At 71.5% G+C, this 23,119-nt stretch carries 16 protein-coding genes and 1 tRNA gene; 5 read left to right on the top strand and 12 right to left on the bottom strand.

Annotated elements, in window-relative coordinates:
- Positions 1-98 precede the first annotated feature (98 nt).
- The 3 genes from V6U90_RS12380 to thrB all read right to left on the bottom strand — a co-directional run bounded on the left by V6U90_RS12380 (position 99) and on the right by thrB (position 7,186).
- On the bottom strand, positions 99-3,590 hold the full coding sequence (locus V6U90_RS12380) for a phosphodiester glycosidase family protein (protein ID WP_334434701.1): 3,492 nt from the start codon (positions 3,588-3,590) through the stop codon (positions 99-101).
- A gap of 235 nt (positions 3,591-3,825) precedes the next feature.
- Complete coding sequence (rho, locus tag V6U90_RS12375; protein WP_334434699.1) at positions 3,826-5,955, bottom strand: transcription termination factor Rho; 2,130 nt, start codon at positions 5,953-5,955, stop codon at positions 3,826-3,828.
- Positions 5,956-6,247: 292 nt separating this feature from the next.
- The gene (gene thrB / locus V6U90_RS12370; RefSeq protein ID WP_334434697.1) at positions 6,248-7,186 is read right to left on the bottom strand and encodes a homoserine kinase; all 939 of its coding nucleotides are present in this window, start codon (positions 7,184-7,186) and stop codon (positions 6,248-6,250) included.
- Positions 7,187-7,281: 95 nt separating this feature from the next.
- Between thrB and V6U90_RS12365 the strand changes: the two genes are divergently transcribed.
- On the top strand, positions 7,282-7,656 hold the full coding sequence (locus tag V6U90_RS12365; RefSeq protein ID WP_334434695.1) for a hypothetical protein: 375 nt from the start codon (positions 7,282-7,284) through the stop codon (positions 7,654-7,656).
- 104 nt (positions 7,657-7,760) lie between these two features.
- Here V6U90_RS12365 and V6U90_RS12360 read toward each other — a convergent pair whose 3' ends face one another.
- From V6U90_RS12360 to argS, 7 genes are all read right to left on the bottom strand, one after another.
- A complete protein-coding gene (locus V6U90_RS12360) occupies positions 7,761-9,002 on the bottom strand; it encodes an MFS transporter (RefSeq protein WP_334434693.1) in 1,242 nt (413 codons plus the stop codon).
- Positions 8,971-9,858, bottom strand: a complete 888-nt coding sequence (locus V6U90_RS12355) for a polysaccharide deacetylase family protein (RefSeq protein ID WP_334434691.1) — start codon at positions 9,856-9,858, stop codon at positions 8,971-8,973. Before V6U90_RS12355 ends, V6U90_RS12360 begins: the two co-directional genes overlap by 32 nt.
- A gap of 156 nt (positions 9,859-10,014) precedes the next feature.
- Positions 10,015-13,236 carry an efflux RND transporter permease subunit gene (locus tag V6U90_RS12350; RefSeq protein WP_334434689.1) on the bottom strand — a complete coding sequence of 1,074 codons (3,222 nt, stop codon included), beginning with the start codon at positions 13,234-13,236 and terminating at the stop codon, positions 10,015-10,017.
- 147 nt (positions 13,237-13,383) lie between these two features.
- Positions 13,384-14,433, bottom strand: a complete 1,050-nt coding sequence (gene thrC, locus V6U90_RS12345; protein ID WP_334434687.1) for a threonine synthase — start codon at positions 14,431-14,433, stop codon at positions 13,384-13,386.
- A gap of 151 nt (positions 14,434-14,584) precedes the next feature.
- Positions 14,585-15,877: a homoserine dehydrogenase gene (locus V6U90_RS12340; protein WP_334434890.1), complete on the bottom strand. Its 1,293-nt coding sequence runs from the start codon at positions 15,875-15,877 to the stop codon at positions 14,585-14,587.
- Positions 15,878-15,885: 8 nt separating this feature from the next.
- A complete protein-coding gene (gene lysA, locus V6U90_RS12335) occupies positions 15,886-17,271 on the bottom strand; it encodes a diaminopimelate decarboxylase (protein ID WP_334434686.1) in 1,386 nt (461 codons plus the stop codon).
- Positions 17,272-17,277: 6 nt separating this feature from the next.
- Complete coding sequence (gene argS, locus V6U90_RS12330; RefSeq protein WP_334434685.1) at positions 17,278-18,942, bottom strand: arginine--tRNA ligase; 1,665 nt, start codon at positions 18,940-18,942, stop codon at positions 17,278-17,280.
- Between the two features lie 97 nt (positions 18,943-19,039).
- Between argS and V6U90_RS12325 the strand changes: the two genes are divergently transcribed.
- From V6U90_RS12325 to V6U90_RS12310, 4 genes are all read left to right on the top strand, one after another.
- Complete coding sequence (locus V6U90_RS12325; protein WP_334434684.1) at positions 19,040-19,861, top strand: DUF3105 domain-containing protein; 822 nt, start codon at positions 19,040-19,042, stop codon at positions 19,859-19,861.
- Positions 19,862-19,874: 13 nt separating this feature from the next.
- Positions 19,875-20,552: a DUF305 domain-containing protein gene (locus tag V6U90_RS12320; protein ID WP_334434683.1), complete on the top strand. Its 678-nt coding sequence runs from the start codon at positions 19,875-19,877 to the stop codon at positions 20,550-20,552.
- 163 nt (positions 20,553-20,715) lie between these two features.
- Positions 20,716-21,408, top strand: coding sequence for a winged helix-turn-helix domain-containing protein (locus V6U90_RS12315; protein ID WP_334434888.1), 693 nt, complete (start codon positions 20,716-20,718; stop codon positions 21,406-21,408).
- A gap of 74 nt (positions 21,409-21,482) precedes the next feature.
- Positions 21,483-21,557 (top strand) — tRNA-Arg (locus V6U90_RS12310).
- Positions 21,558-21,713: 156 nt separating this feature from the next.
- Here the strand turns inward: V6U90_RS12310 and V6U90_RS12305 are convergent.
- Positions 21,714-22,286 (bottom strand): GNAT family N-acetyltransferase, encoded by a 573-nt coding sequence (locus tag V6U90_RS12305; RefSeq protein WP_334434681.1) that lies wholly within the window; start codon positions 22,284-22,286, stop codon positions 21,714-21,716.
- Positions 22,287-22,501: 215 nt separating this feature from the next.
- On the bottom strand, positions 22,502-23,119 hold a 618-nt coding region (locus V6U90_RS12300; RefSeq protein ID WP_334434679.1), incomplete at its 5' end, for a hypothetical protein.

The following is a 23,119-nucleotide window of genomic DNA, read 5'->3' as shown; positions in this document are numbered from 1 at the left end:
ATTCCCGCTGCCCCCGGGTAGCTAACGAGGCCGGGCCCGGTGATGGGAAGGGCCCCCTGTTATCGCTTTCCGTTGTACAGGGGGCCCTTCCTAACACCTCAGGCGGCGGGTGTGACGGCCGTTACGGCCGGGGCCAGGGTGACCGCTGCGGTGGCGCGTACCCCGTTGACGGTCACCGCGAGCAGCACCTGCCCGGTCGACCGCAACGCGGTCAGCTCGCCGGTGGCCGGGTCGAACCAGGCGGTGTGGTACGGCCGTACCCCGTCCCGGGAACCGACGTGCACCCCCGGCGAGGCGGACCAGTCGGCGCTGACCGGGGCGGCCACCGGCACCTGCCGGCCGCCGGCCTGGGTGACGGTCGCGGTGACCCGTACCGGGGCGTCCGGCGAGACGGTCTCCGGGGCGGTCACGGTGAGCCCGTCGACGTGCGCCCGGAACTCGGCGGCGACCCAGCGCGGCCCCTCGGCCAGCGGATCGCGCCGGGCCCGCTCGGCCTCGGCCGGGGTGACCGGGTCGACGCCGAACTCGGTCCAGCCGGTGAAGCCACCGAGCTGCGGCGGGGTGGCCGGGTTCTTGCCGGCGTTGCCGTTGATCACGTACGGCACCCCGTCGACCCGGTCGGCGTGGAAGGTGCCGACGTGCCCGCCGACGAAGAGCGCACCCTTGCCGGTGCGGTGCTGGAAGTCCGCCAGCCACTGCTCGACCAGGGCGGCCTCCTTGCGGTCGCCGAGCTGACTGGCCTTGGCCGGCAGCGGGTCACGCGGCGGGTGGTGGTGCAGCACCACGACCGAGTTGACCGCATCGTCCCCGGCGGCCGAGTCCAGCGCCGTCCGCAACACCCCGACCTGGTCGAAGCCGCCGCCGCGCAGGGTGCCGGTGGCCGAGTTGAGGGTGACGAACCGGGTCCCCCGGTGGTCGAAGGTGCGCCAGGTCGCCCCGAACACCGCCTCGAAGTTGCTGATCGGGGCGCCCATGATCTCGTGGTTGCCGGGCACGTAGTGGTAGGGCACCTCGCCGCCCAGTTCCTCGTCCAGGATCCGCTTGGCCAGGGCGAAGTCGGCCGGGTAGGCGGTGTCCACGAAGTCACCGTTGATCACCAGGAGGTCCGGCTTCGCCGCCTTCACCTCGCGGAGCGTACGGCGGGCCTGGGCGACCAGGTCGCTGTCCGGGTCGGCCGCGACGAACTGCGCGTCGGACATGACCGCGAACCGCCAGGGTGCCCCGGCCACCGTGCCGTCCCGGACTACCACCCGGTCGGTGCGCGGCTCCTCGGCGGGTACGTCGACCGTCGGCGCCACCCGGGCCACCAGGTCGTCGATGACGATCTCGCTGGTGTACTTCGCGTCGGCGTTGGTCTCGGCCACGTAGAACCGGCGGACCCGCACCGGGTACTGCACCCCGGCCGGTACCGTGAACTCGACGTACCGCCAACCGGTCCAGGTGACCAGCGGACCGCGCAGCACGTGCTGCTGGTCGAGCGCGTCGTGCAGGTGCAGGCTGGGCCACTCCCCCTTGGCGTTGCCGTGGATCCACATGCCGAACGCCTGCGGCTGACCGGCGACGGGGATCCAGGCCGGCGGGTCGGCGTACGCGGCCCGGGTGCCGGTGGACTGGCTGAAGTCGTACGCCATCTTCAGCCCGGTGCCGGTGCGGCCCGGCACCGGCGCGACCGAGCCGGTGGCCCGGGCGGCGCTGAACCGCCACGCCGCCGCGTCGGAGAAGTCGGCGACCGGGACGTCGGTCAGCCCGACGGTGACCGGCACGACGGTGCGGGTGTCCCCGACCCGGACGGTGACCAGCGCGGAGCCGGAGGCCGCGCGGGAGGTCACCGCGAGCGTGCCGTCCGGCCGGCCGGTGATCTCCAGCAGCGACCGGTCGTACGTCAGCTCCAGGTCGGCCGGCTCGATCGGTGCGGTGTTGCCCTCGGCGTCGTAACCGACGATACCGAGCACACCGGTGTCCTCGGCATCCATCAGACCAACGCGGTCCACTGTGGAGTCGATCCGGGTCAGCGGACCGAGCACGGTCAGGTTCAGGGTGCCACTCGCCCCGTCCCGGAAGGCGGTGACGGTGCTGGTACCGGGGCGCAGCCCGTGGAACACCCCGTCGTCGTCCACGGTGCCCCGGTCGGCCGGGTTCGCCCGCCACGTCGGTGCACCGACGGCCGGACCGTACGTCTCGTCGTGGCCGGCGGCGGTGAGCCGGCGGGTCAGGCCCGGGAAGACCCGGTCCGGCCGGCCGCCCCGGACCGGTGCCACGCCGGGTGCGACGGTCGGGTCGCTCGCGGTCTCCACCCAGTACCCGGTGAGCCGGCCGCTACCCTTCGGGGCGTAGATGGCCAGGCCGTTCGGTACCGCCCGCTCCGTGCCGTCCGACGGGCTGTTCTCCACCTGGACCGTGGCCGAGCCTGGCTCCCGGGCGAGCAGCGTCGACGAACCACCCCCGTCGAGGTTGAGCGCGTGGTGGGCGCCGAGTTCGGCCATCATCCGGCCCATCTCGGTCTGCGTCACGCCCCGGCTGTCCACCTGCCGGCCGTCCACGGTGAGCAGGTACATCCGCCGGCCGTCGGCGGAGAAGCCGATCGCGGTGCGGGGAGCCAGGGTGGCGTCCGCGATGGACTGCACCACCCCGTCGCGGACCAGGACGTTGCCGCCGCCGACCGCCGCGGCGAGGCCGCCGTCGTCGGACGCCTTCGGCTGGTACGCCACCACGACCGGGTCGCCGGGGCGCAGTCCGGCCAGCGCGTCGGCACCGGCGTCCCGACCGAGCAGGATCGTGGTACCGGCCGGGATGTCCCCCTCGCCGGCACTGGTCGCGACCGTCGTGACCCGACCGTCGACCACGGTGACCTCGGTGACCCGGGCCGCCCCCTCGACGGTCCGCTGTCGCCGGTACGACCCCCATGCCGGGGTGAAGAGGCCGATGCCGCCGGCCTGGACCATGTTGTTGAACTGGGTGAGCCGGACCGGCCCGCCGGGCAGGGTGGCGGTGCCGTCGAAGGCGACCTGGATGATCCGGCCGATCCCGTCCGGGCTGATCGCGGCGGCGTTGGGGTGCCCGGCCACCGGCGACTGGATCAGCTCGCCGCTGCGGATGCCGATGCCCTGTGCGGCCCCGGAGTTGTTGATGTCGAAGAAGTCGCCGTTGACCGCGGCGACCGCACGGGACCGGTCCACCGCGCCGCGCAGCGGCTCGGCCCGGCTGACCGCACCCGAGTTGACGTAGTCGACGGTCGCCCCGCCGGTCAGGTCGGTGGTCAGCGCGTCGGCACGCAGCCAGCCGTTGGCGTCGTACCGGTCGAAGGAGGTCAACTGCACGCCCGGTGCGACCGGGCGGGTCCGGGTGGCGGTCTCGATCCCGCCGGCCGGCTCGACGCCGGCACCGGTGCGGGCCGCCGGGCCGGTCTCCGCTGCCAGGCGGGTCGAGGTGGCGGGGTACGACGAGGCGCGGGGCGCGTCCTCGGCGGTGGTGGCGGTGGCCGGGGTGACCCCCGGCGGCTCGGCGCCGGCCGGCACCGGCCCGGCGAGCGTCAGCAGCGGTGTCAGCAGCAGCGCGCTGGCAAGGTGAGCGGATCGACTGCGGGTTCGCATGGCCGTCAGTCAACCGGATGGTGAATAGAAGTTTCAATACCCTCCGACTTAACCGAAGGAAAACTCCAGCCCTCCAGTCGCCACCTTGCACGTCACCCCGCCGATCATGGAGTTGTGGTGCCCCGCAAAAGCCACGAACCCGCCCATACACCCCACCACAACTCCATGATCGGCACCTACGTGGAAGGGCGCCACCGCACGCGGTGGCGCCCTTCGGCGTGACGTTCGGACCGAGCTACTCGCCCGGCGCCGACTTCGCGATCTGCATCAGGAACTCGATGTTGGTACGGCTCTGCTTGAGCCGGTCCAGCAGCAGGTCCAGCGCGGCCTGCGAGTCCAGCGAGTGCAGGACCTTGCGGAGCTTGTGCGTGATGGCCAGCTCCTCCGGCGCGAGCAGGATCTCCTCCTTACGCGTACCGGAGGTGTGGATGTCGATGGCCGGGAAGACCCGCTTGTCGGCGATCTTCCGGTCCAGCTTCAGCTCCGCGTTACCGGTGCCCTTGAACTCCTCGAAGATGACCGTGTCCATCACGGACCCGGTCTCCACCAGCGCGGTGGCGATGATGGTCAGCGACCCGCCGTTCTCGATGTTGCGGGCCGCGCCGAGGAAGCGCTTCGGCGGGTAGAGCGCGGTCGAGTCGATACCACCCGACATGATCCGGCCGCTGGCCGGCGCCGCCAGGTTGTACGACCGACCGAGCCGGGTCACCGAGTCGAGCAGTACGACCACGTCGTGGCCCAGCTCGACCAGGCGCTTGGCCCGCTCGATCGCCAGCTCGGCGACCGTGGTGTGGTCCTGCGGCGGACGGTCGAACGTGGCCGCGACGACCTCGCCCTTGACCGAGCGCTGCATGTCGGTGACCTCTTCGGGCCGCTCGTCGACCAGTACCACCATCAGGTGGCACTCCGGGTTGTTATGGGTGATCGCGTTGGCGATCGCCTGGAGCACCATGGTCTTACCGGCCTTGGGCGGCGACATGATGAGTGCCCGCTGGCCCTTGCCGATCGGCGTGACCAGGTCGATGACCCGGGTGGTGAGGATGTGCGGCTCGGTCTCCAGCCGCAGGCGCTCCTGCGGGTAGAGCGGGGTCAGCTTGTAGAACTCCGGACGGCGGCGGGCCTCCTCCGGCTCCATGCCGTTGACCGTGTCCAGCCGCACCAGCGGGTTGTACTTGTCCCGCCGCTGCTCACCGCTGTCGCGGTTGTTGGCGCGGACCGCACCGGTCACCGCGTCGCCGCGCCGCAGGCCGTACTTCTTGACCTGTGACATCGACACGTAGACGTCGTTCGGGCCGGCCAGGTAGCCGGTGGTCCGGACGAAGGCGTAGTTGTCGAGCACGTCCAGGATGCCGGCCACCGGGACGAGCACGTCGTCCTCGCTGACCTGCGGCTCCCGGCCGCCACCGGTCTCCGCAGCGCCCTCGGGGCGGTCGCCCCGACCACGCCGGCGGTCCCGGAACCGGCTGCGCCGGCTCCGCCGGCCGCCGCCATCGCCGTCGTCGTCACCGTCGTTGTCCCGGTCGGCGGCACGCGCCCCCCGGTCGTTGCGGTCCCCGCGCTCGCCCCGGTCGGCGCGCTCATTGCGCTCGCCCCGGTCGGCGCGCTCATTGCGCTCGCCCCGGTCGGCGCGCTCATTGCGCTCGCCCCGGTCGGCGCGCTCATTGCGCTCGCCCCGGTCGGCGCGCTCATTGCGCTCGCCCCGGTCGGCGCGCTCATTGCGCTCGCCCCGGTCACTGCGGTCGTTGCGCTCGCCTCGCTCGCCCCGCTCCGCTCGCTCGCCCCGGTCCGCGCGCTCGCCCCGGTCACGGCTCGGACGGGACTCGACCCGCTCGGCCGGCTCGGCGGCGGGCGTCTCCTCCGTACGCGGCTCAGCGGCACGCGGCTCGGCAGCACGTGGCTCAGCGGCCCGGGTCGCCTCCGCCGGTCGTGCCTCGGTAGTCGCCGTGGCCCGGGTGGACCGCCGACCCCGGGTCCGGGGCTGCGGCTCGGTCTCACCAGCCGGAGTCGGCTGCGCTGCCGTCTCGACAGCGCCCCGGCGCTCCGCCTCCGGACGCTCACCACCGTCCCGGACCTCGGCACGGACCTCGTCCCGGACCGGTGCGGTGGCAGCCGCCACCTCGGCACGCGGCCGGGGGGTGGTACCGGCGGCGGCGCCCTGTCGCTCGGAGATGGCGCTGATCAGCTCACCCTTGCGCATCCGGGCCGTACCGGAGATGCCGAGCGACGCGGCCAGGCTCTGCAGCTCCGGCAGGAGCATCGCCGACAGACCGGTGCCGGTCCGCCGACGACGGGCGGGAGCGGCGGTGGTGGTGGCATCGCCAGCGACGTTGGAAACATCCGACGTCACGTCGGTGGTGTCGCTCAATGGATTCCTTCCCTCGATAGGCCGGGCTGCCCGGGGTCGAAACAGGTGGCCGGGCGGCCTCGGTGCACCCGCCTCGCGTGACGCGTCGCGGGAGTCTGCCACACAGCCGGTTGGTTTCCCGACCCACCAGACGTCGGTGGGTAGGTCTCGCCGTCTGCGGCGATCCTGTGGATACTGCGGTGCGGCGTGGGCCTAGGCAGGGGTGAGACGGGCTAACCGCCGAAAGCTTCGGGGGTGCGCCGACCCGCAGGGAGATCGCGTGCTTCGCGGCTGTGCTAAGTCTAGAGCGTAATCAACTCTTCCGACCTGCGGCAACAGGGTCCCGCTCGGCGTGTCCCAGTGTACCCCGATCGACTCGGGCCCCGGCTACATCTATCGGCAACTGCCACGCGGTCCATTCCATTCCCGGTGCGAATCCTTCCGGGACGGGGGTGAATGCCAGTACCGAAGGACCGGCCCCACTGACCACGGCGGGCACACCGGCCGCACGCAACCCATTGACCAGCGCCGCTGTGGACGGCAGCCCGGCCGCCCGGTAGTCCTGGTGCAGCCGATCGGCGGTGGCCGCGAAGAGCAGCGACGGATCACTGGTGAGGGCCGGTACCAGCAGCGCCGCCCGGCCGGCGTTGAAGGCGGCGTCCGCGTGCGGCACCGTCGGCGGCAGGGCCGCCCGGGCGACCGAGGTCAACCCCCGGCCGGTCGGGACGAAGACTGTCGGCCGTACCCCCGCCGCCGGGGTGAGCGACACCGCCCGCGCACCGGTGGGTTCGGTCCAGGCGATGGTGAACCCGCCGAGCAGGCAGGGCGCCACATTGTCCGGGTGCCCCTCCAGCTCGGCCGCGAGCCGCAGCGCCGCCGCGTCGTCGAGCTGCTCGGTGCCGCCCTCGACCAGGCCCCGGGCCAGCTGGATCCCGGCGACGATCGCCGCCGACGAGGAACCGAGACCGCGTGCCTGAGGAATCCGGTTGACCGCCGTCACCGCCAACCCGGCGGGCTGCCCGCCGAGTGCGTCGAAGGCCGCCCGCATGGCACGTACCACCAGATGACTCTCGTCGGCGGGCAGCTCACCCGCGCCCTCGCCGGACACCGCCACCTGGCAACCGGCCCCGGTGACCTCCGCGCTGACGTCGTCGTGGAGCGCGAGCGCCAGACCGAGCGCGTCGAAACCTGGCCCCAGGTTGGCGCTGGTGGCGGGAACCCGGACCCGCACCGGGCCGGAAACGAAGGTCATCGGGCCATGCTAGGCCGCCTGACCGGCCCTGATCGCGTCCTTGTCCGCTGCCTGGGACGGTTGATCGGTCCGGTTAGCGTGACCGGGGTCACCGGATGAGGACAGAGAGGGCGATGGGTGTGTTCGGGTACGTCGTGGGACAGGTCGCCAGCCATTTGCCGACACTGCTGGTACTGCTCGTCGGGCTGATCCTGGTCGGTACGGCGCGCGGGCGCCTGCCCGGCCGTAGCGGGACGCTGGCCCTGGCCGGGATGGGTGTGCTAGTGCTCGGCGACCTGCTGAGCATCGGCTGGGCGGTGCTGTTCACCCAGTTGGTCCGGCAGGACTGGACCGCCCGGGAGCTGGGCCTGGCCGGCTCCGGGGTCGGGGTGCTGCTGAGTCTCTGGCATGCCACCGGGCTCGGACTGCTGGTGGCGGCGGTGCTGGCCGGCCGGCGGGCCGTGCCACCACCTGCCGGGCAGCCGCACTAGGCGGTCGCCCGGCCGGGCAGGCCGGCACCGCACTAGGCGGTCGCCCGGTCGGGCACGCCGGCACCGCACTAGGCGGTCGCCCGGTCGGGCACGCCGGCACCGCACTAGGCGGTCGCCCGGTCGGGCACGCCGGCCGGCTCGGCCAGCGACAACCGGCGGGTGGCCAGCCGCCAGCCGATCGCGTAGACCACCGTGACCAGGCCGCAGCCGGCCAGTACGACCCGCTCGTCCACGAGGTCGACCACGCCGGCGACCACCAGTTGGCTCACCGCCACCGCGACCATCGCCAGCATCATGTCGGTGGCGAAGACCCGCCCGCGCAGCCCGTCCGGGACCTCGCCCTGTAGGGCGTAGTTGGACATCACCCAGTTGCTGCCGCCGGCGAAGTGCGCCACGAAGACCAGCACCAGCACCAGCGGGAACCACCGGCTGACCGAGACCCCGAGATAGCCGAGCCCGTAGAGGGCCATCGACCAGGCCAGACCGGGCAGCAGCCAGGACCGGTTGCCCAGCACCCGCCGCATCAGCACCGGGCCGACCAGGGCGCCGGCGCCACGGACCGCGAAGAGCAGCCCGAGACCGACCGCGCCAACCCCGTACACCCCGGCGAGCAGCGGAAAGACGGTCAGCACGCCGTTGCCGAGCCCGACCGCCGACTTGACCGTGACCAGGGCCCGTACCGAGGGCCGGTGGACGATGTACCGCATCGCCTCGCCGATCGCCGCCCAGGTGCGCGGGGCCGGGACGGACTGGTCCCGGGGAGCCTGCAACGGGCGGCGGATCCGCGCGGCGATGACGGCCGCCACGACCAGGCCGACCGCGGCGATCCAAAAGCAGACGTACGGCCCGAAGGCCGCGCTGATCACGCCGCCCAGCGAGGCGCCGACCACGGTCATGGTGCCCCAGGCCGAACCGGCCACCGCGTTGCCGGCGGCCAGTTCGTCCGGTTCGAGCACGTTGGGCAGGGCCGCCTGGGCGGCCGGCGAGTAGAGGGCCTTGGCGACCGCGACCGTCCCGATCGCGAGCAGGGCCAGCCAGGCGGTGCCCGCACTGCGCACCAGGAGCAGGAGCAGTACGCCGGCCAGGGCACCGAGGTTTGCCACCATCATGATCTTGCGGCGGTCCATCCGGTCGGCGATCGTCCCGGTGAACGGCAGCATCAGCGCGACGATGGCGGTGTCGGCGGCCAGCACGAGCGCCCCCCAGATGCCGCTGCCGGTCAACTCGGGCAGCAGCACCAGCAGGGGCACCATCACGAACCAGTCGGCGCCGAAAACGATCAGTTCGGCGAGGAAGAGACGGCGGAAGCTGCGGTTACGGGCAAGGACCCGGAGCGGGGACGGCACGCACCGGAACGCTACCCGGCAGGTCGGACGCGGGTGACGCTAGCCGGGGTGATGTGCCCGGGCCCCCGGCCAGCAGGGCGGAGACGGTGACGAACTCGAAGCCCCGGTCCCGTAGCCCGTCGATGATGTCGGGCAGGCCACGCAGTGCGACCAGACGCGTGGCGGTGCCGGTGTCGTGGGCCAGCAGGATCGTCCCGGGACGGACCCCGGCCACGATGTGCCGGGCATGGCCGGCGGGATCACCCGGGTAGACCGTCTCGCGCATCTGCAACGACCAGAGCACCAGGTCGTACCGCATCCGTGCGGCGGCGTGCAGCGTGCCGCCGCCGAGGTGGCCCCAGGGGGGCCGGAGCATCCGGGGTTCCCGGCCGGTCGCCTCGGCGATCGCGGTGTGGGCCCGGCGCAGGTCGTGGTAGGCCTCGTCGGCGTCCATCCGGGCCAGGTCGCGGTGCGCCCAGCTGTGGTTGGCCACCTCGTGCTGGTCCAGTCGGCCCCGGATCAGCCCGGCCGACGCCCGGACCCGCTCACCGACCAGGAAAAACGTCGCCGGGACCCGGTGCCGGTCCAGGATGTCCAGCACCATCGGGGTCCACTGTGGCGCCGGACCGTCGTCGAAGGTGAGAGCGACCTGACGCCGGTCGGTGCGGACCGTCCAGACCACCCGCAGTCCTCCGTCGCCGGGTGGCTGGTCACCGACCCCGGTCGTGCTGCCGGCCGGTCCGTCGCCGAGCGGGAGCCGCCGGTCGGCGTACCGGGTCGCCTCGGCGAAGGTGACCGCTCCGGCGGCGGCGCCCGCGGCGAGCAGTGCGGCGCGACGCAGCAGGACGCGGCGCCCCGGCAACCGCACCGCACCCATCTTTACCACTCTCCGCGAATGCTCTAATTACGGAGAGTATCAGAGGTAATGAGTTGTACGAGCGGGTTTCATACTCTGCCGGAAATGGCACGTCCCGGACGCGCGATCCGCGTCCGGGACGTGTGCATCCGTTCAGGCACCGGGCCGGCCCGTTGGCTACTCCTGCGGCGGGAGCGGCGACTGGCGGCTCTTCGGCAGTCGCAGCACCTCGAACTGGTCGGTACCGCCGATCAGCGCCGCCGACGGGGTCGGCGCGGCGCCGGCCGGCGCCGGCCGGGCGGTCGCGGCGGAATCCCCGTCAGCCGGTACCGGCGCGGCACCGTCCGGACGACCGAAGCGCCGGCGGAACCGCTCCTTGGTGTTCTCCACCATGGTGTAGAGCGTCGGCACCAGGACCAGGGTCAACAGGGTCGAGCTGAGCAGACCGCCGATCACCACGATGGCCAGCGGCTGCGAGATGAACCCGCCCTCCCCGGTGAGGCCGAAGGCCATCGGCAGCAGCGCGAAGATCGTCGCGATCGCGGTCATCAGGATCGGTCGCAGGCGACGCCGGCCACCTTCGATCACCGCCTCCCGGACGCCCATCCCCTGTGCCCGGTACTGGTTGATCAGATCCATCAGCACGATCGCGTTGGTCACCACGATGCCGACCAGCATCAGCACACCGATCAGCGCCGGTACGCCCAACGCAGTGCCGGTGAGCAGCAGCAGACCGATCGCACCGGTGGCCGCGAACGGGATCGAGACCAGCAGGATCAGCGGCTGGATCAGACTACGGAACGTGGCCACCATGATCACGAAAACGATGGCGATGGCGGCCAGCACCGCCAGACCCAGGTCGGCGAAGGCCTCCCGCTGCTCGGCGCTGACCCCGCCGACCGTGAAAGTGGCCCCCGGTACGTCGATCTCCGCCAGCCGCTTCTCCAGCTCCTGGGTGGTCGCCCCGAGGTTGGAACCGGTGGCCGTACCGGTGACCGTGACGCTACGCTCGCCGTCGATCCGGGTCACCGCGATCGGCCCGTCCACCTGGCGGATGTCCGCGACCGCGTCGAGGGTCACCGGACCCACCCTCAGCGCCCGCAGCTCCGCCGCGGTCAGCGGCGGCTTGCCGCCGAACCGCAGCACCACGTTCTGCTGCTCACCGTCGAGCGAGACCTGCCCGAGCGGGCTGCCCCGGAACGCCTGGGCGACGAGCTGGCCGATGGCCGCCTCGGAGAGACCGGCCCGCGCCGCAGCGCCCCGGTCCACCACCACGTCGACCCGCGGCACCCGCTCGGCGAGGCTGGAGGAGACGTCCACCACGTCCGGGGTGGCGGCCATCGCCGCCCGGGCCTGCTCGGCTGCCCGGGCCAGCGTCTCCGCGTCGGCGGCCTGGACGATCACCGCGAGCTGGTTGGCCGACCCGCCGCCCTCTCCGCCGCCGCCGAAGCTGATCTCACCCGCGCCGAGCGCGCCGAGCTCGCCGCGCAGCTTCTCCTTCAGCGCCTCCGCATCGACGTCCTCGGCCAGCGCCACCGAGTAGGTGGCCTTGGTGCTGGCCGACGACCCCTCCCAGGGGCGCCCGCTGCCACCGGCGTTGACCTGGTACGTCTCGACGCCCTCGGTCCGTTCCAGCACCGCCTCGACCTTGCGGGCCGCCTCGTCGGTCCGCGCCAGCCCACTACCGGCCGGCAGCTCCTGGGTGATGCTCAGGGTGTCCTGGCCCGAGTCGTCCAGGAAGTTGGTCTCCAGCCGGGTGGCGAGGAGGAACGTGCCGATCAGCACCACCAGGCCGATCGCCACGGTGGCCCAGCGCCGCGCGGTGGCGAACCCGATCACCGGCAGGTACGCCCGCTGCAACGGGCTGCGCAGCTCCTTCTCCTCGGCCGCCCGGCGTACCGCCGCCTCGTCCGCGCCACCCGACGCGGGGCGGAGGAACCAGTACGCCAGCACCGGGATGATGGTCAGCGACACCAGCAGCGAAGCGAGCAGGGCCACCGTCACGGTGATCGCGAACGGCGCGAAGAGCTGCCCGACGAACCCGCCGACCAGGGCGATCGGCGCGAAGACGGCGACCGTGGTCAGGGTGGAGGCGGTGACCGCGCCGGAGACCTCCCGGACGCCGGTGAGGATGGCGTCCCGCTTGCTCTCGCCGTACCCGAGGTGCCGCTTGATGTTCTCCAGGACGACGATCGAGTCGTCCACCACCCGGCCGACCGCGATGGTCAGCGCGCCGAGGGTGAGCAGGTTGAGCGAGTAGTCGCCGACCCAGAGCGCGATCAACGCCACCACCACCGACAGCGGGATGGAGACCGCGGTGACCAGGGTCGAGCGCACCGAGAGCAGGAAGACCAGGATCACCAGGACGGCCATCACCAGGCCGAGCAGGCCCTCCGTGGTCAGGCTCTCGATGGACTTCTCCACGAACGGCGCCTGGTCGAAGACCACGTCCAGGTCGGCGCCGGAGGCCGCCTCCAACGCCGCCAGCCGGTCCCGGATCTCGTGGGAGATCTCCACCGCGTTGCCGTCCGGTGCCGCGGTCACCGCCACGCCCAGGCTGTCCCGGCCGTTGGTCCGGGTGAACGACGTCGCCGGGGCGAGCTGCTGCTCGACGGTGGCAACGTCACCGAGGCGTACCGGTGCGGTGCCCCGGCCGTTCCGGCCGACGTAGATGCCCCGCAGGTCGTCGAGGGTGGTGATCCGGGTACCGACCTGGACGGTGAGCGCCCGCTCGCCGTCGACCACCGCGCCGGCGGGAACCGCGACGCCACTGGTCTTCAGCGCCGTACCGATGGTGGACGGGTCGACCCCGGCGGCAGCCAGCTTGACCGGATCCGGGGTGATCACCACGACCTGGTCCCGGGCACCGCTGATCTCGACGGTCCGGACCCCCTCGATCGTCTCCAGCTCCGGCAGCACCGTGGCCCGCAGCTTCTCGGCGAGCGCCCGCTCGTCACCGCCCCCACCGGAGGCGGCGAGCACCACGGCCGGCAGGTCGTCCGTGCTGCCCGCGAGCACCAACGGGTCGACGTTCTCCGGCAGCTGCGCGTCGATCCGGTTGAGCGCGGTCTGCATCTTGTTGACCACGTCGTCGAGGTCGGTACCGAACTCGTACTCGACCTGGATGGTCGTCGCACCCTCCTGGGTGGTCGAGGAGACCTTGGTGAGCCCGGCGATGCCCTGGATGCCGTTCTCGATCGGTTCGGTGACCTGCGACTCGACGATCTCGGGCGCCGCACCGGGGTAACTGGCCACGATGAAGGCGGCCGGCAACTCCAGCGACGGCAACAGTTGCTGCTTCAGCGACGGCACGGCGAACGCCCCGAACGCCGTGATCACCACCGCGATGAGGGCGACCAGCCCCCGGTTGGCGAGGCTTAATCTGGCGAGCAGCGACATCGGCGTGGCTCACTCCTGGAGAAGAGGTTCGGCTCGGTAAGGGCAGTCTGCCTGACCCGGTCTTCCGACCCGTCCCGGGGGCACGCCGACGCCGGGCAGCGGCAAACGGTGTGCGAGCCGCCCACGAAACCGGTGTGACCGGCCCCGCTAGGCCAGGTCGAGGGCCCGCGCGGCGGCCATCACGTCGTTGGCGATGGTGCTCGGCGCCGGTGCGGTGGAGATCGCCCATTCCGGGTCCTTCAGGCCGTGCCCGGTGACCGTGCAGACCACGGTCGACCCGGCCGGCACCAGACCGGCCGCCGCCTGCTGGAGCAGGCCGGCCACGCTGGCCGCGCTGCCCAGTTCCACGAAGACGCCCACCTCGCGGGCGAGCAGCCGGTACGCGGTCAGGATCTCCCGGTCGGTGACCGCGGCGATCAGTCCGCCGGAGGCGTCCCGGGCGTCGACCGCCTTCGTCCAACTCGCCGGGTTGCCGATCCGGATGGCGGTGGCGATGGTGGACGGCTCGCGGACCACCTGGCCGGTCACGATCGGCGCCGCTCCGGCCGCCTGGAAGCCGTACATCCGGGGCGTCCGGGTGGTGTTGCCGGCCTCGTGGTCCTCGGTGTAGCCCATCCAGTAGGCGGTGATGTTGCCGGCGTTGCCGACCGGCAGGCAGTGGATGTCGGGCGCGTCGCCGAGCGCCTCGACGATCTCGAAGGCAGCGGTCTTCTGGCCGTGCAGCCGGTCCGGGTTGACCGAGTTGACCAGCGCCACCGGGAAGTCCTGGGCGAGCTTCGCGGCAAGCGACAGGCAGTCGTCGAAGTTGCCGCTGACCTGGAGCAGCTTCGCCCCGTGCACGAGTGCCTGGGCCAGCTTGCCCAGCGCGATCTTGCCCTGGGGCACGAGCACCGCGCAGGTCAGCCCGGCCCGGGCCGCGTACGCCGCGGCGGAGGCGCTGGTGTTGCCGGTGGAGGCGCAGATGATCGCCTTGTTGCCCACCTCGACCGCCTTGGACACGGCCATCGTCATGCCCCGGTCCTTGAAGGAGCCGGTCGGGTTGGCCCCCTCCACCTTGAGATAGACGTCACAGCCGAGCCGGGCGGAGAGCACCGGGGCCGGCAGGAGCGGGGTGTTCCCCTCGTGCAGCGTGACCACCGGGGTCGCCTCGGTGACCGGCAGCCGATCCCGGTACGCCTCGATCAACCCACGCCACATGTCGCTCTCCTTGCCTGTTCAGGCCCCGTCCCGGCGGGACGCGTCCAGCCTGGCCCAGCCTTCCCGCCGGTACTGCGCCGCACCCGGCATTAACCACCTGTCGGGAAAGATCCACCGTCCGGACCGGGCCCGCCCGCCGGTGGACCGGTGCTCAGGAACCGCCCTCGACCCGCAGCACGCTGGCGATGGAACGGACGATGTCCAGCCGGCGCAGCTCCTCCACGGTCGCGGCCAGCGCCGCGTCCGAGGCCATGTGGGTGACGATGACCAGGGTCGCGTCGTCGTTGCGACCCGACTGGCGGACCGTGGCGATCGACACGTCGTGCCGGGCGAAGACCCCCGCGACGGCGGCCAGCACACCCGCCCGGTCGGCCACGTCCAGGCTGATGTGGTAGCGGGTGACCGCCTCCCCCATCGGCCGGATCGGCAGGTCGGCGTACGCGGACTCGCTGGCCTGCCGGACCTGGGCCAGCCGGTTGCGGGAAACCGCGACCACGTCACCGAGTACCGCACTGGCGGTCGGCGCGCCGCCGGCCCCCCGGCCGTAGAACATCAGCTGACCGGCCGCCTCGGCCTCCACGAAGACCGCGTTGAAGGCGTCACCGACGCTGGCCAGCGGGTGGCTCAGCGGGATCATCGCCGGGTGTACCCGCACGCTGATCGAGTCGGTACCGGTGGAGTCCGGCCCCCGGGAGGCGATGCAGAGCAGCTTGATCGTGCAGCCCATCCCCTTGGCGCTGGCCATGTCGGCGGCGGTGACCTCGGTGATGCCCTCGCGGTACACGTCGGCCGCACCGACCCGGGTGTGGAACGCCAGCGAGGCGAGGATCGCCGCCTTCGCGGCGGCGTCGAAGCCCTCCACGTCGGCGGTCGGGTCCGCCTCGGCGTACCCCAGCTCGGTCGCCTCCTCCAGCGCCTCGGCGAAGCCGGCGCCGGTGGTGTCCATGGCGGAGAGGATGAAGTTGGTGGTGCCGTTGACGATGCCGGTGACCCGGGTGATGGTGTCGCCGTGCAGCGACTCGCGCAGCGGGCGCAGCAGCGGGATGGCCCCGGCCACCGACGCCTCGTAGTAGAGGTCGGCGCCGCCCTCGGCCGCCGCGTCGTGCAGCGCGGCGCCGTCCTCGGCGAGCAGCGCCTTGTTGGCGGTCACCACGCTCTTGCCGGCCCGCAGCGCCTCGACCAGCCAGGTCCGGGCCGGCTCGATACCGCCGACCACCTCGACCACCACGTCGATGTCGTCCCGTTTGACCAGGCCGAGCGCGTCGGTGGTGAACAGCGCCGGGTCGACCGGAAGGTCACCCCGGTCCCGACCGAGCCGGCGGACGGCGATGCCGGCCAGCTCCACCGGGGCGCCGATCCGGGCGGCGAGGTCGGCGGCCTGCTCGTGCAGGAGCCGGACCACCTCCTGGCCGACCGTCCCGCAACCCAACAGCGCCAACCGCACAGGTGATGTCATCCCACGTCCAATGCCAGCAGGTCGTCTTCGGTCTCCCGCCGGACGATCACCCGGGCCACACCGTCGCGGACGGCGATGACACCGGGCCGGGGTACATGGTTGTAGTTGCTGGCCATGCTCCGGCAGTACGCCCCCGTGCCGGGTACGGCGACAAGATCTCCGGGCTGCACGTCGGCGGGCAGGAATTCATCCTTCACGACGATGTCCCCCGATTCGCAATGCTTTCCCACCACCCGGGCAAGAATGGGCGGGGTGGCAGAGGTCCGGGAGGCGACCGTCGCCGAGTAGGACGCGTCGTAGAGCGCGGTCCGGATGTTGTCGCTCATCCCGCCGTCGACGCTGACGTACGTCCGCAGGCCGTCCACGTCCTTGACCGTGCCGACCTGGTAGAGCGTGAACACCGCCGGGCCGACGATGGCCCGGCCGGGCTCGATCGACAGGTGCGGCACCCGCAGCGCCAGGGCGAAGCACTCGTCCTCGACGATCTTGTGCATCCGCTTGGCCAGCTCCTGCGGCGTCGACGGGTCGTCCTGCGTGGTGTACGCGATGCCGAAGCCACCGCCGAGGTCCAGCTCGGGCAGCTCGACTCCCCGGGCGTCGCGGATCTGCGCCTGTAGACCCAGCACCCGCCGGGCGGAGACCTCGAAGCCGCTGGCGTCGAAGATCTGCGAGCCGATGTGCGAGTGCAGCCCGCGCAGCTCCAGCACGTCCTCGTCGATGATCCGGAACGCGGCGGCCACCGCCGCCCCACCGGCCAGCGAGAAGCCGAACTTCTGGTCCTCGTGCGCGGTGGCGATGAACTCGTGGGTGTGCGCCTCCACCCCGACGGTCACCCGGACCAGCACCTTCGGGCGTACCCCGCGTTCGCGGGCGAGCGCGGTCAGCCGGTCGATCTCGTCGACCGAGTCGACGATGATCCGCCCCACCCCGGCGTCCAGCGCCCGGGCCAGTTCGGCCACCGACTTGTTGTTGCCGTGGAAACCGATCCGCTCCGGCGGCATCCCGGCCGACAGCGCCACCGCCAGCTCACCACCGGTACAGACGTCGAGGTGCAGGCCCTCCTCGTTGACCATCCGGACCACGGCCCGGCAGAGGAACGCCTTGCCCGCGTAGTACACGTCGTCACCGCTGAACCCGGCCCGGAAGTCCCGGCAGCGGGACCGCAGGTCCTCCTCGTCGAGGACGTACACCGGGGTACCGAACTCGGCGGCCAACGCCCGGACGTCCAGCCCGCCGACGGTGAGCACACCGTCGGCACTCCGGACCACCGTCCGGGGCCAGAGCTGCGGGACCAGGGCGTTGACGTCCACCGGGGTACGCAGCCAGGCCGGCCCCCGGCTGCCGATGTCGCCGTGCAGCGCACCGGCCTCATGAGCGCGCATCGGGAACTACATCCTTTCCGGGGCGGAGACGCCGAGCAGGTGCAGGCCGTTGGCGATCACCGTGCGGGTGGCGTCGTTGAGCCAGAGCCGGGCCCGGTGCAGGTCGGTGATCTCCTCGTCGCCGTGCGGCAGGATCCGGCAGTTGTCGTAGAACCGGTGGTAGGCCCCGGCCAACTCCTCAAGGTAGCGCGCGACCCGGTGCGGCTCGCGCAGCTCGGCGGCGGAGGCGACCACGGCCGGGAACTCGCCCAGCGCCTTGAGCAGGTCGTTCTCCTTCTCGTGGGCGAGCAGCTCGGGGCGGAACGCGTCCGCGTCACCCCGGTCCAGCCCGACGTCGGCGGCGTTACGGGCCACGCTCGCGGTCCGGGCCGCGACGTACTGCACGTAGTAGACCGGGTTGTCCCGGGTCGACCGGGTCCACAGCTCCACGTCGATGTCGATCGGCGAGTCGCTGGAGTACCGGGCCAGCGCGTACCGGGCGGCGTCCACCCCGATCGCGTCGACCAGGTCCTCCAGGGTGACCACGGTGCCGGCGCGCTTGCTCATCCGCACCGGCTGCCCGTCCCGGACCAGGTTGACCAGCTGCCCGATCAGGATCTCCAGGTTGACCGCCGGGTCGTCGCCGAAGCAGGCGGCCATCGCCTTCATCCGGCCGAGGTAACCGTGGTGGTCGGCACCCAGCATGATCACGACCCGGTCGAAGCCGCGCTCCCGCTTGTCGAGGTAGTACGCGCAGTCGGCGGCGAAGTACGTCCACTCGCCGTTGGACTTGCGCAGTACCCGGTCCTTGTCGTCGCCGAAGTCGGTGGTACGCAGCCAGACCGCGCCGTCGGAGGTGTAGATCCGGCCCTGCTCGCGCAGCCGGGCCAGGGCCAGCTCCAGCTCGCCCCGGTCGTGCAGGTCCTTCTCGTTGAAGTAGGTGTCGAACTCCACGCCGAACTGGGCGAGCGAGGAACGGATCTCGTCGAACATCAGCGCGACGCCCTCGACCCGGAAGACCTCCTGGGCCGCCGCGTCGTCGAGCTGGCGCACCTCGGGCCGGCGGGTGGCGACCTCGGTGGCGATCTCGGCGATGTACGCCCCGCCGTAGCCGTCCTCCGGCGCCGGCTCCCCCTTGGCCGAGGCGAGCAGCGAGCGGGCGAACCGGTCGATCTGCGAGCCGGCGTCGTTGAAGTAGTACTCGGTGCCGACGTCGGCGCCGGTGGCCCGGAGCAGCCGGCTCAGCGCGTCACCGACCGCCGCCCACCGGACCCCGCCGATGTGCACCGGGCCGGTCGGGTTCGCCGAGACGAACTCCAGGTTGAGCCGCTGGCCGGCGAGCCGGTCGGAGCGGCCGTACTCGGCACCGGCCAGCACGATGGCGCGGGCAAGCTGCCCGGCGGCGGCGGCGTCGAGGCGGATGTTGAGGAAGCCGGGCCCGGCGATCTCCACCGACTTGACCCCCGGGGTCCTGGCCAACTCGTCGGCGAGCGCGCCGGCCAGTTCCCGCGGCGGCAGCCCGACCCGCTTGCTGAGCTGGAGTGCCAGGGTCGAGGCGTAGTCGCCGTGCTCCGGGTTACGGGGGCGCTCGACGGCGGTCGTCTCCGGCAGCGCGGAGTGGTCCAGCCCACGGGTGGTGAAGACGGCGTGGGCTGCGGAGAGGACGAGGTCGGCCAGTTTCGCGGGAGTCACTGAAACATGCTAGCGGGGGTAGACTCGGTCACCCGGCGGCGACCCTGCTGCGTACCGTGGCCCGCCACTCCCTGACCGACCGACCTGACGAGGCACGATGAGCATCAGCACCCCGGGTGGCGACCAGCGCCGTCCGTCCGTGGTCAGCACCGGCAAGAAGCCGGCAGCCGACCGGCCTGCGGCCGGCGGCAAGGCCGGTACGGGCAAGGCCGGCGCCGGTCGTCCGGCGGGCGGTGCCCGCCCGGCCGGCGGCAAGGGCCCCCGTAAGCCGCTCGCACCGGTGAAGGTGAGCCAGGGCCGGGCCTGGGGCCCGATCGCACTCTTCGTCGCGGTCGGTGTCCTGGCCGCCGGCATCATCGGGTACGGCGCCTGGGCGACGTTCCAGGGGTCGAAGCCGTGGGAGGAGCGGGCCACCGCCATCGACGGCATCGTCAACTACCGCGCGACCGAGCCGAAGATGGTCGAGGGCGGCAACCACGTCTCCGGCTCGATCAACTACCCGGTCCTGCCGCCGGTGGCCGGCCCGCACAACGCCGCCTGGCAGAACTGCATGGGTGACGTCTACGACGCGCCGATCGCCAACGAGCACGCGGTGCACAGCCTGGAGCACGGCACGGTCTGGATCACCTACCGCCCCGACCTGCCGGCCGACCAGGTCGCCAAGCTGACCGAGAAGGTGCAGGGCCAGGAGAAGATGATGCTCAGCCCGTTCGAGGGGCTGGACAAGGCGATCTCGCTCCAGGCGTGGGGCTTCCAGCTCAAGGTCGACAACGCCGACGACAGCCGGATCGACGAGTTCATCAAGACCCTGCGGGTCAACGCCTCGATCGAGGGCCCGAACGCCAACTGCGAGCAGGGCATCACCGCGACCGGCACCACGCCGCGCAACCTCGGCGATCAGATGCCGGCCCAGCAGTAAGAGGGACTGACTGATGACTGCACCCGCGACGGCGGAGACCGAGCGGACCACTGACCCCCCGACCGTCGACACCGACGGTCGGGGGGCCGGGGGCCGTCGACGGTTCGGCACCCTCGTCCTCACCCTCGCCGTCGTGGTCGGTCTGCTGCTGGGGTACGCCGGAGGCCTGTTGACGCCCCGGCTGACCCGGCCGGGGGACGCCTCGGTGGAGGCCGGTTTCGCCCGGGACATGTCGACCCACCACGCCCAGGCGGTCGGTATGGGTCTGATCGCGTTCCAGCGCGCCACCGATCCGGAGGTACGCCAGATCGGGGTGGACATCGCCACCGGCCAGCAGGGTGAGATGGGGACCATGCAGACCTGGCTGCGGTCCTGGGGGCTGGATCCGACCGGCTCGCAGCCGCCGATGGCCTGGATGCCGGACGGCGCCGGCCTGGTGCGCAACGGCCTGATGCCCGGGATGGCCTCGGCCGAGGAGATGGCGAAGCTGCGCGCCGCACAGGGGCGGGAGGTGGACATCCTCTTCCTGGAGATGATGATCAGGCACCACCTGGGCGGCATCCACATGATCGACGGGGTGCTGGCGGCCAGTGCCGAGCCGGACGTGGTACGCACCGCGCAGACGATGAGGAACACCCAGCGCACCGACCTGACCAACCTCCAGGCGGCGCTGAAGCGGCTACGCGGCTGAGAGCCGGGCGGGGGCGGGGTGATCGCAGCAGCGGTCACCCCGCCCTGCTTTACGACCAGAATCCCGTTAAGTCCCTTTTGGGAGTTAATTCCGTCTACGCACTTTAGAGAGTTTTCTCCACACATATCGTGACCAGTAGGGATTCGTGCTCGTTGCCCCAGACGTGGGGGTTGCACTCAGAGACGCGCGGCGTTCGGTCACCAGCTGGTGCCGGCGCCACACCATCGGTGGTGACGGAGCGGTCGCAGCCGCCCGTCGCGGACAGCGGCCGGGCGAGCCGGGAGCGCTCAGTCGCGAAGAGGAACTAGAGCTGATCGACGTGCTCCGGGGCACCTACCCGGACACCTTCGACCTGACCGACGAACTGTGGACCCGGCAGAGTCTCGCCGCACTGGTCCAGCGCCGGTTCGACCGGCCGCTGGACGCCACCGACGTCGGGGCGTACCTGCGGGCGTGGGGGGTCGGCCCCCGCGAGCCCCGGGAGCGGGCCTGCGGGCTCTGCGTCGACGCAGTGGAGCGCTGGGTACGCGTCGACTACCCGGCGATCAGCCGGGCCGCCCAGGAACACGGGGCCGAGATCTACTGGATCGGCCGGATCCGGTTGCGCGGCACCATGCCGGCGGCGGACGTGATCTCCGCGGTCTCCGCCCGGGGTCGGGTGCGCTTCATGATCACCACCCCGTCGGTCGACCCACCGCTACCCCGGGACTTCCTGCTCCGGCTCAGCGGCGACGAGGGCCACCCGGTGCACGTCATAATCGACGGCTCCTGGCCCCGGGGCGAGTGGCCCCGCCGGCTGCCGGCCCGGATCATGCTCCATCCGCTGCCCAGTTGTGGCCGGCTGACCCAGCCCTGACGGGCCTCCGGCGACACGACCGGTACCGATTCGGTGATCCCCGGCGGGCCCTGCTACAGTTTCCGAGTCGCTGAGCCCCCGTAGCTCAGGGGATAGAGCACCGCCCTCCGGAGGCGGGGGCGCAGGTTCGAATCCTGCCGGGGGCACCACCGATGAGCAGCACGACAAAGGCCGCTGACCAGGGAAACCTAGGCAGCGGCCTTTGTCGTGTCTCCGGCCGTCAGCGGCCCGTGGCGGGCGTCTGTGCCAGATACGTGCCGAAGTTTCGGCGCGGGTCAGTCGTGGCCGAGCGCCGGATGGGGACTTCAGCCGTCTGGACTCGTGGCGCGTGACCGCCATTCGCGGGCGAGGACGGCGAAGACGAGCCGGTCGGCCCACTCTCCCCGGAAGAGGTAGCTATCGACGTGGTGCGCCTCCTGGCGCATGCCGAGCCGGATCATCAGGCGGGCGGAGGCCGCATTCCGGCCGTGGCACTGAGCGTAGATCCGGTGCAGCCCAAACTCGTTGAAACCCCAGTCCACGCAAGCCGTAGCGGCTTCCGTAGCCAGCCCGCGCCCCCCATGGTCGGGGTGGAAGACGTACCCGAGTTCCGCCGTGCGATCGCGCCGGCTGCGCCAGACCAACTCCACGGTCCCGATCACCCCGACGTCGGTGGCCACGGCCAGAGTCAGGCAGTCCCCCTCCGCGCGCAGCGCGTCCTCGCCCGCCATGGCGACCACCGACGCCCGCGACTGATCGCGGGTACGCGGTTCGGCGCCGAGCATCCAGCGGACGACGTCGGGTCGGCGCTGATACGCGTACACGTCGTCGAGGTCGTCCGGCGTGACCGGGCGCAAGGTGAGCCGCGCGGTACGAATCGGGTACGTCGGCCGGAACATCAGGCGATCCTAGAGAAGCCGGCGTCGGTATGGCGCCGCGATTTCGGCGACCGGGAGGCGGGCATGGGCGGTGGCCGGCCGGCCGGTTTCGGCCGAAGGGCGGTTTCGGCTGCTCGATGGCTCACAACTACCGGGCGTCGGTAGGTCGACCCGCGGACCAGGCGGCGCATGTGGAAAGCCATCGCAACGCTGCACATCTGTTTGAGACTCCAGCCTCACTCGACAAGCCGATTCCCCACGAAACGCATCCGCTTGATAATTTTCCCTTCCTTGCTTTTGTCATAACTATAGTATTCTTTCTGCGGGTCCGCATCCGACCAGTTTATCGCTGCAATAAGATCGTTCTTGTGATGTTCCAGCCGATCCGTGCTCAGGTACCCTTCATCCGGCTGCCAGTTCCTCGGCAAATCGTCACTCTCCCGGTAGAAGTGCATGTGAAAAAAACGGGTTTTGCCCTCTGTCACTTGGATTTCTCCTTCGACTGGATGCTCCTTTCCGTACTTCTCGACCAGTTCTTTCAATTCTATTAGATCTTCGGGTGGGTTCAGGATCATGTAGTGCTTCCTGACGGTCACATCTTCTTCTTCCTTCTTGCCGAAGACCTCCTCCGTGTTCTCGATCTCGAAAATCCTGGTCTCCCCCGATTCCTCATTGCTTGCACATCCGACCAGGATCAACGGGACGAAGAGCACGCCAATAATCAAGGCCAGGGTTTTCGCATTGAGTTTGGCCACTAAATCCTCCTCCGAGATGGACTGAGCGCAGCACAGTGAGCCATTCCGCGCAACGAGGTCAGCGCGGTGAGTGACGGTCCAGCTTGTCCGGAACGTGCC

The sequence above is a fragment of the Micromonospora sp. CPCC 206060 genome (assembly GCF_036906895.1).
GTDB lineage: Bacteria > Actinomycetota > Actinomycetes > Mycobacteriales > Micromonosporaceae > Micromonospora.
This window is presented reverse-complemented; position numbering and strand designations above follow the sequence as displayed.

Excerpts from the sequence above, each read along its gene's own strand:
- V6U90_RS12355 (WP_334434691.1), bottom strand. The coding sequence starts at position 9,858 with ATGGGTGCGGTGCGGTTGCCGGGGCGCCGCGTCCTGCTGCGTCGCGCC.
- V6U90_RS12350 (WP_334434689.1), bottom strand. The coding sequence starts at position 13,236 with ATGTCGCTGCTCGCCAGATTAAGCCTCGCCAACCGGGGGCTGGTCGCC.
- thrB (WP_334434697.1), bottom strand. The coding sequence starts at position 7,186 with ATGACCTTCGTTTCCGGCCCGGTGCGGGTCCGGGTTCCCGCCACCAGC.
- V6U90_RS12320 (WP_334434683.1), top strand. The coding sequence starts at position 19,875 with ATGACTGCACCCGCGACGGCGGAGACCGAGCGGACCACTGACCCCCCG.
- lysA (WP_334434686.1), bottom strand. The coding sequence starts at position 17,271 with ATGCGCGCTCATGAGGCCGGTGCGCTGCACGGCGACATCGGCAGCCGG.
- V6U90_RS12380 (WP_334434701.1), bottom strand. The coding sequence starts at position 3,590 with ATGCGAACCCGCAGTCGATCCGCTCACCTTGCCAGCGCGCTGCTGCTG.
- V6U90_RS12365 (WP_334434695.1), top strand. The coding sequence starts at position 7,282 with ATGAGGACAGAGAGGGCGATGGGTGTGTTCGGGTACGTCGTGGGACAG.
- thrC (WP_334434687.1), bottom strand. The coding sequence starts at position 14,433 with ATGTGGCGTGGGTTGATCGAGGCGTACCGGGATCGGCTGCCGGTCACC.
- V6U90_RS12305 (WP_334434681.1), bottom strand. The coding sequence starts at position 22,286 with ATGTTCCGGCCGACGTACCCGATTCGTACCGCGCGGCTCACCTTGCGC.
- V6U90_RS12325 (WP_334434684.1), top strand. The coding sequence starts at position 19,040 with ATGAGCATCAGCACCCCGGGTGGCGACCAGCGCCGTCCGTCCGTGGTC.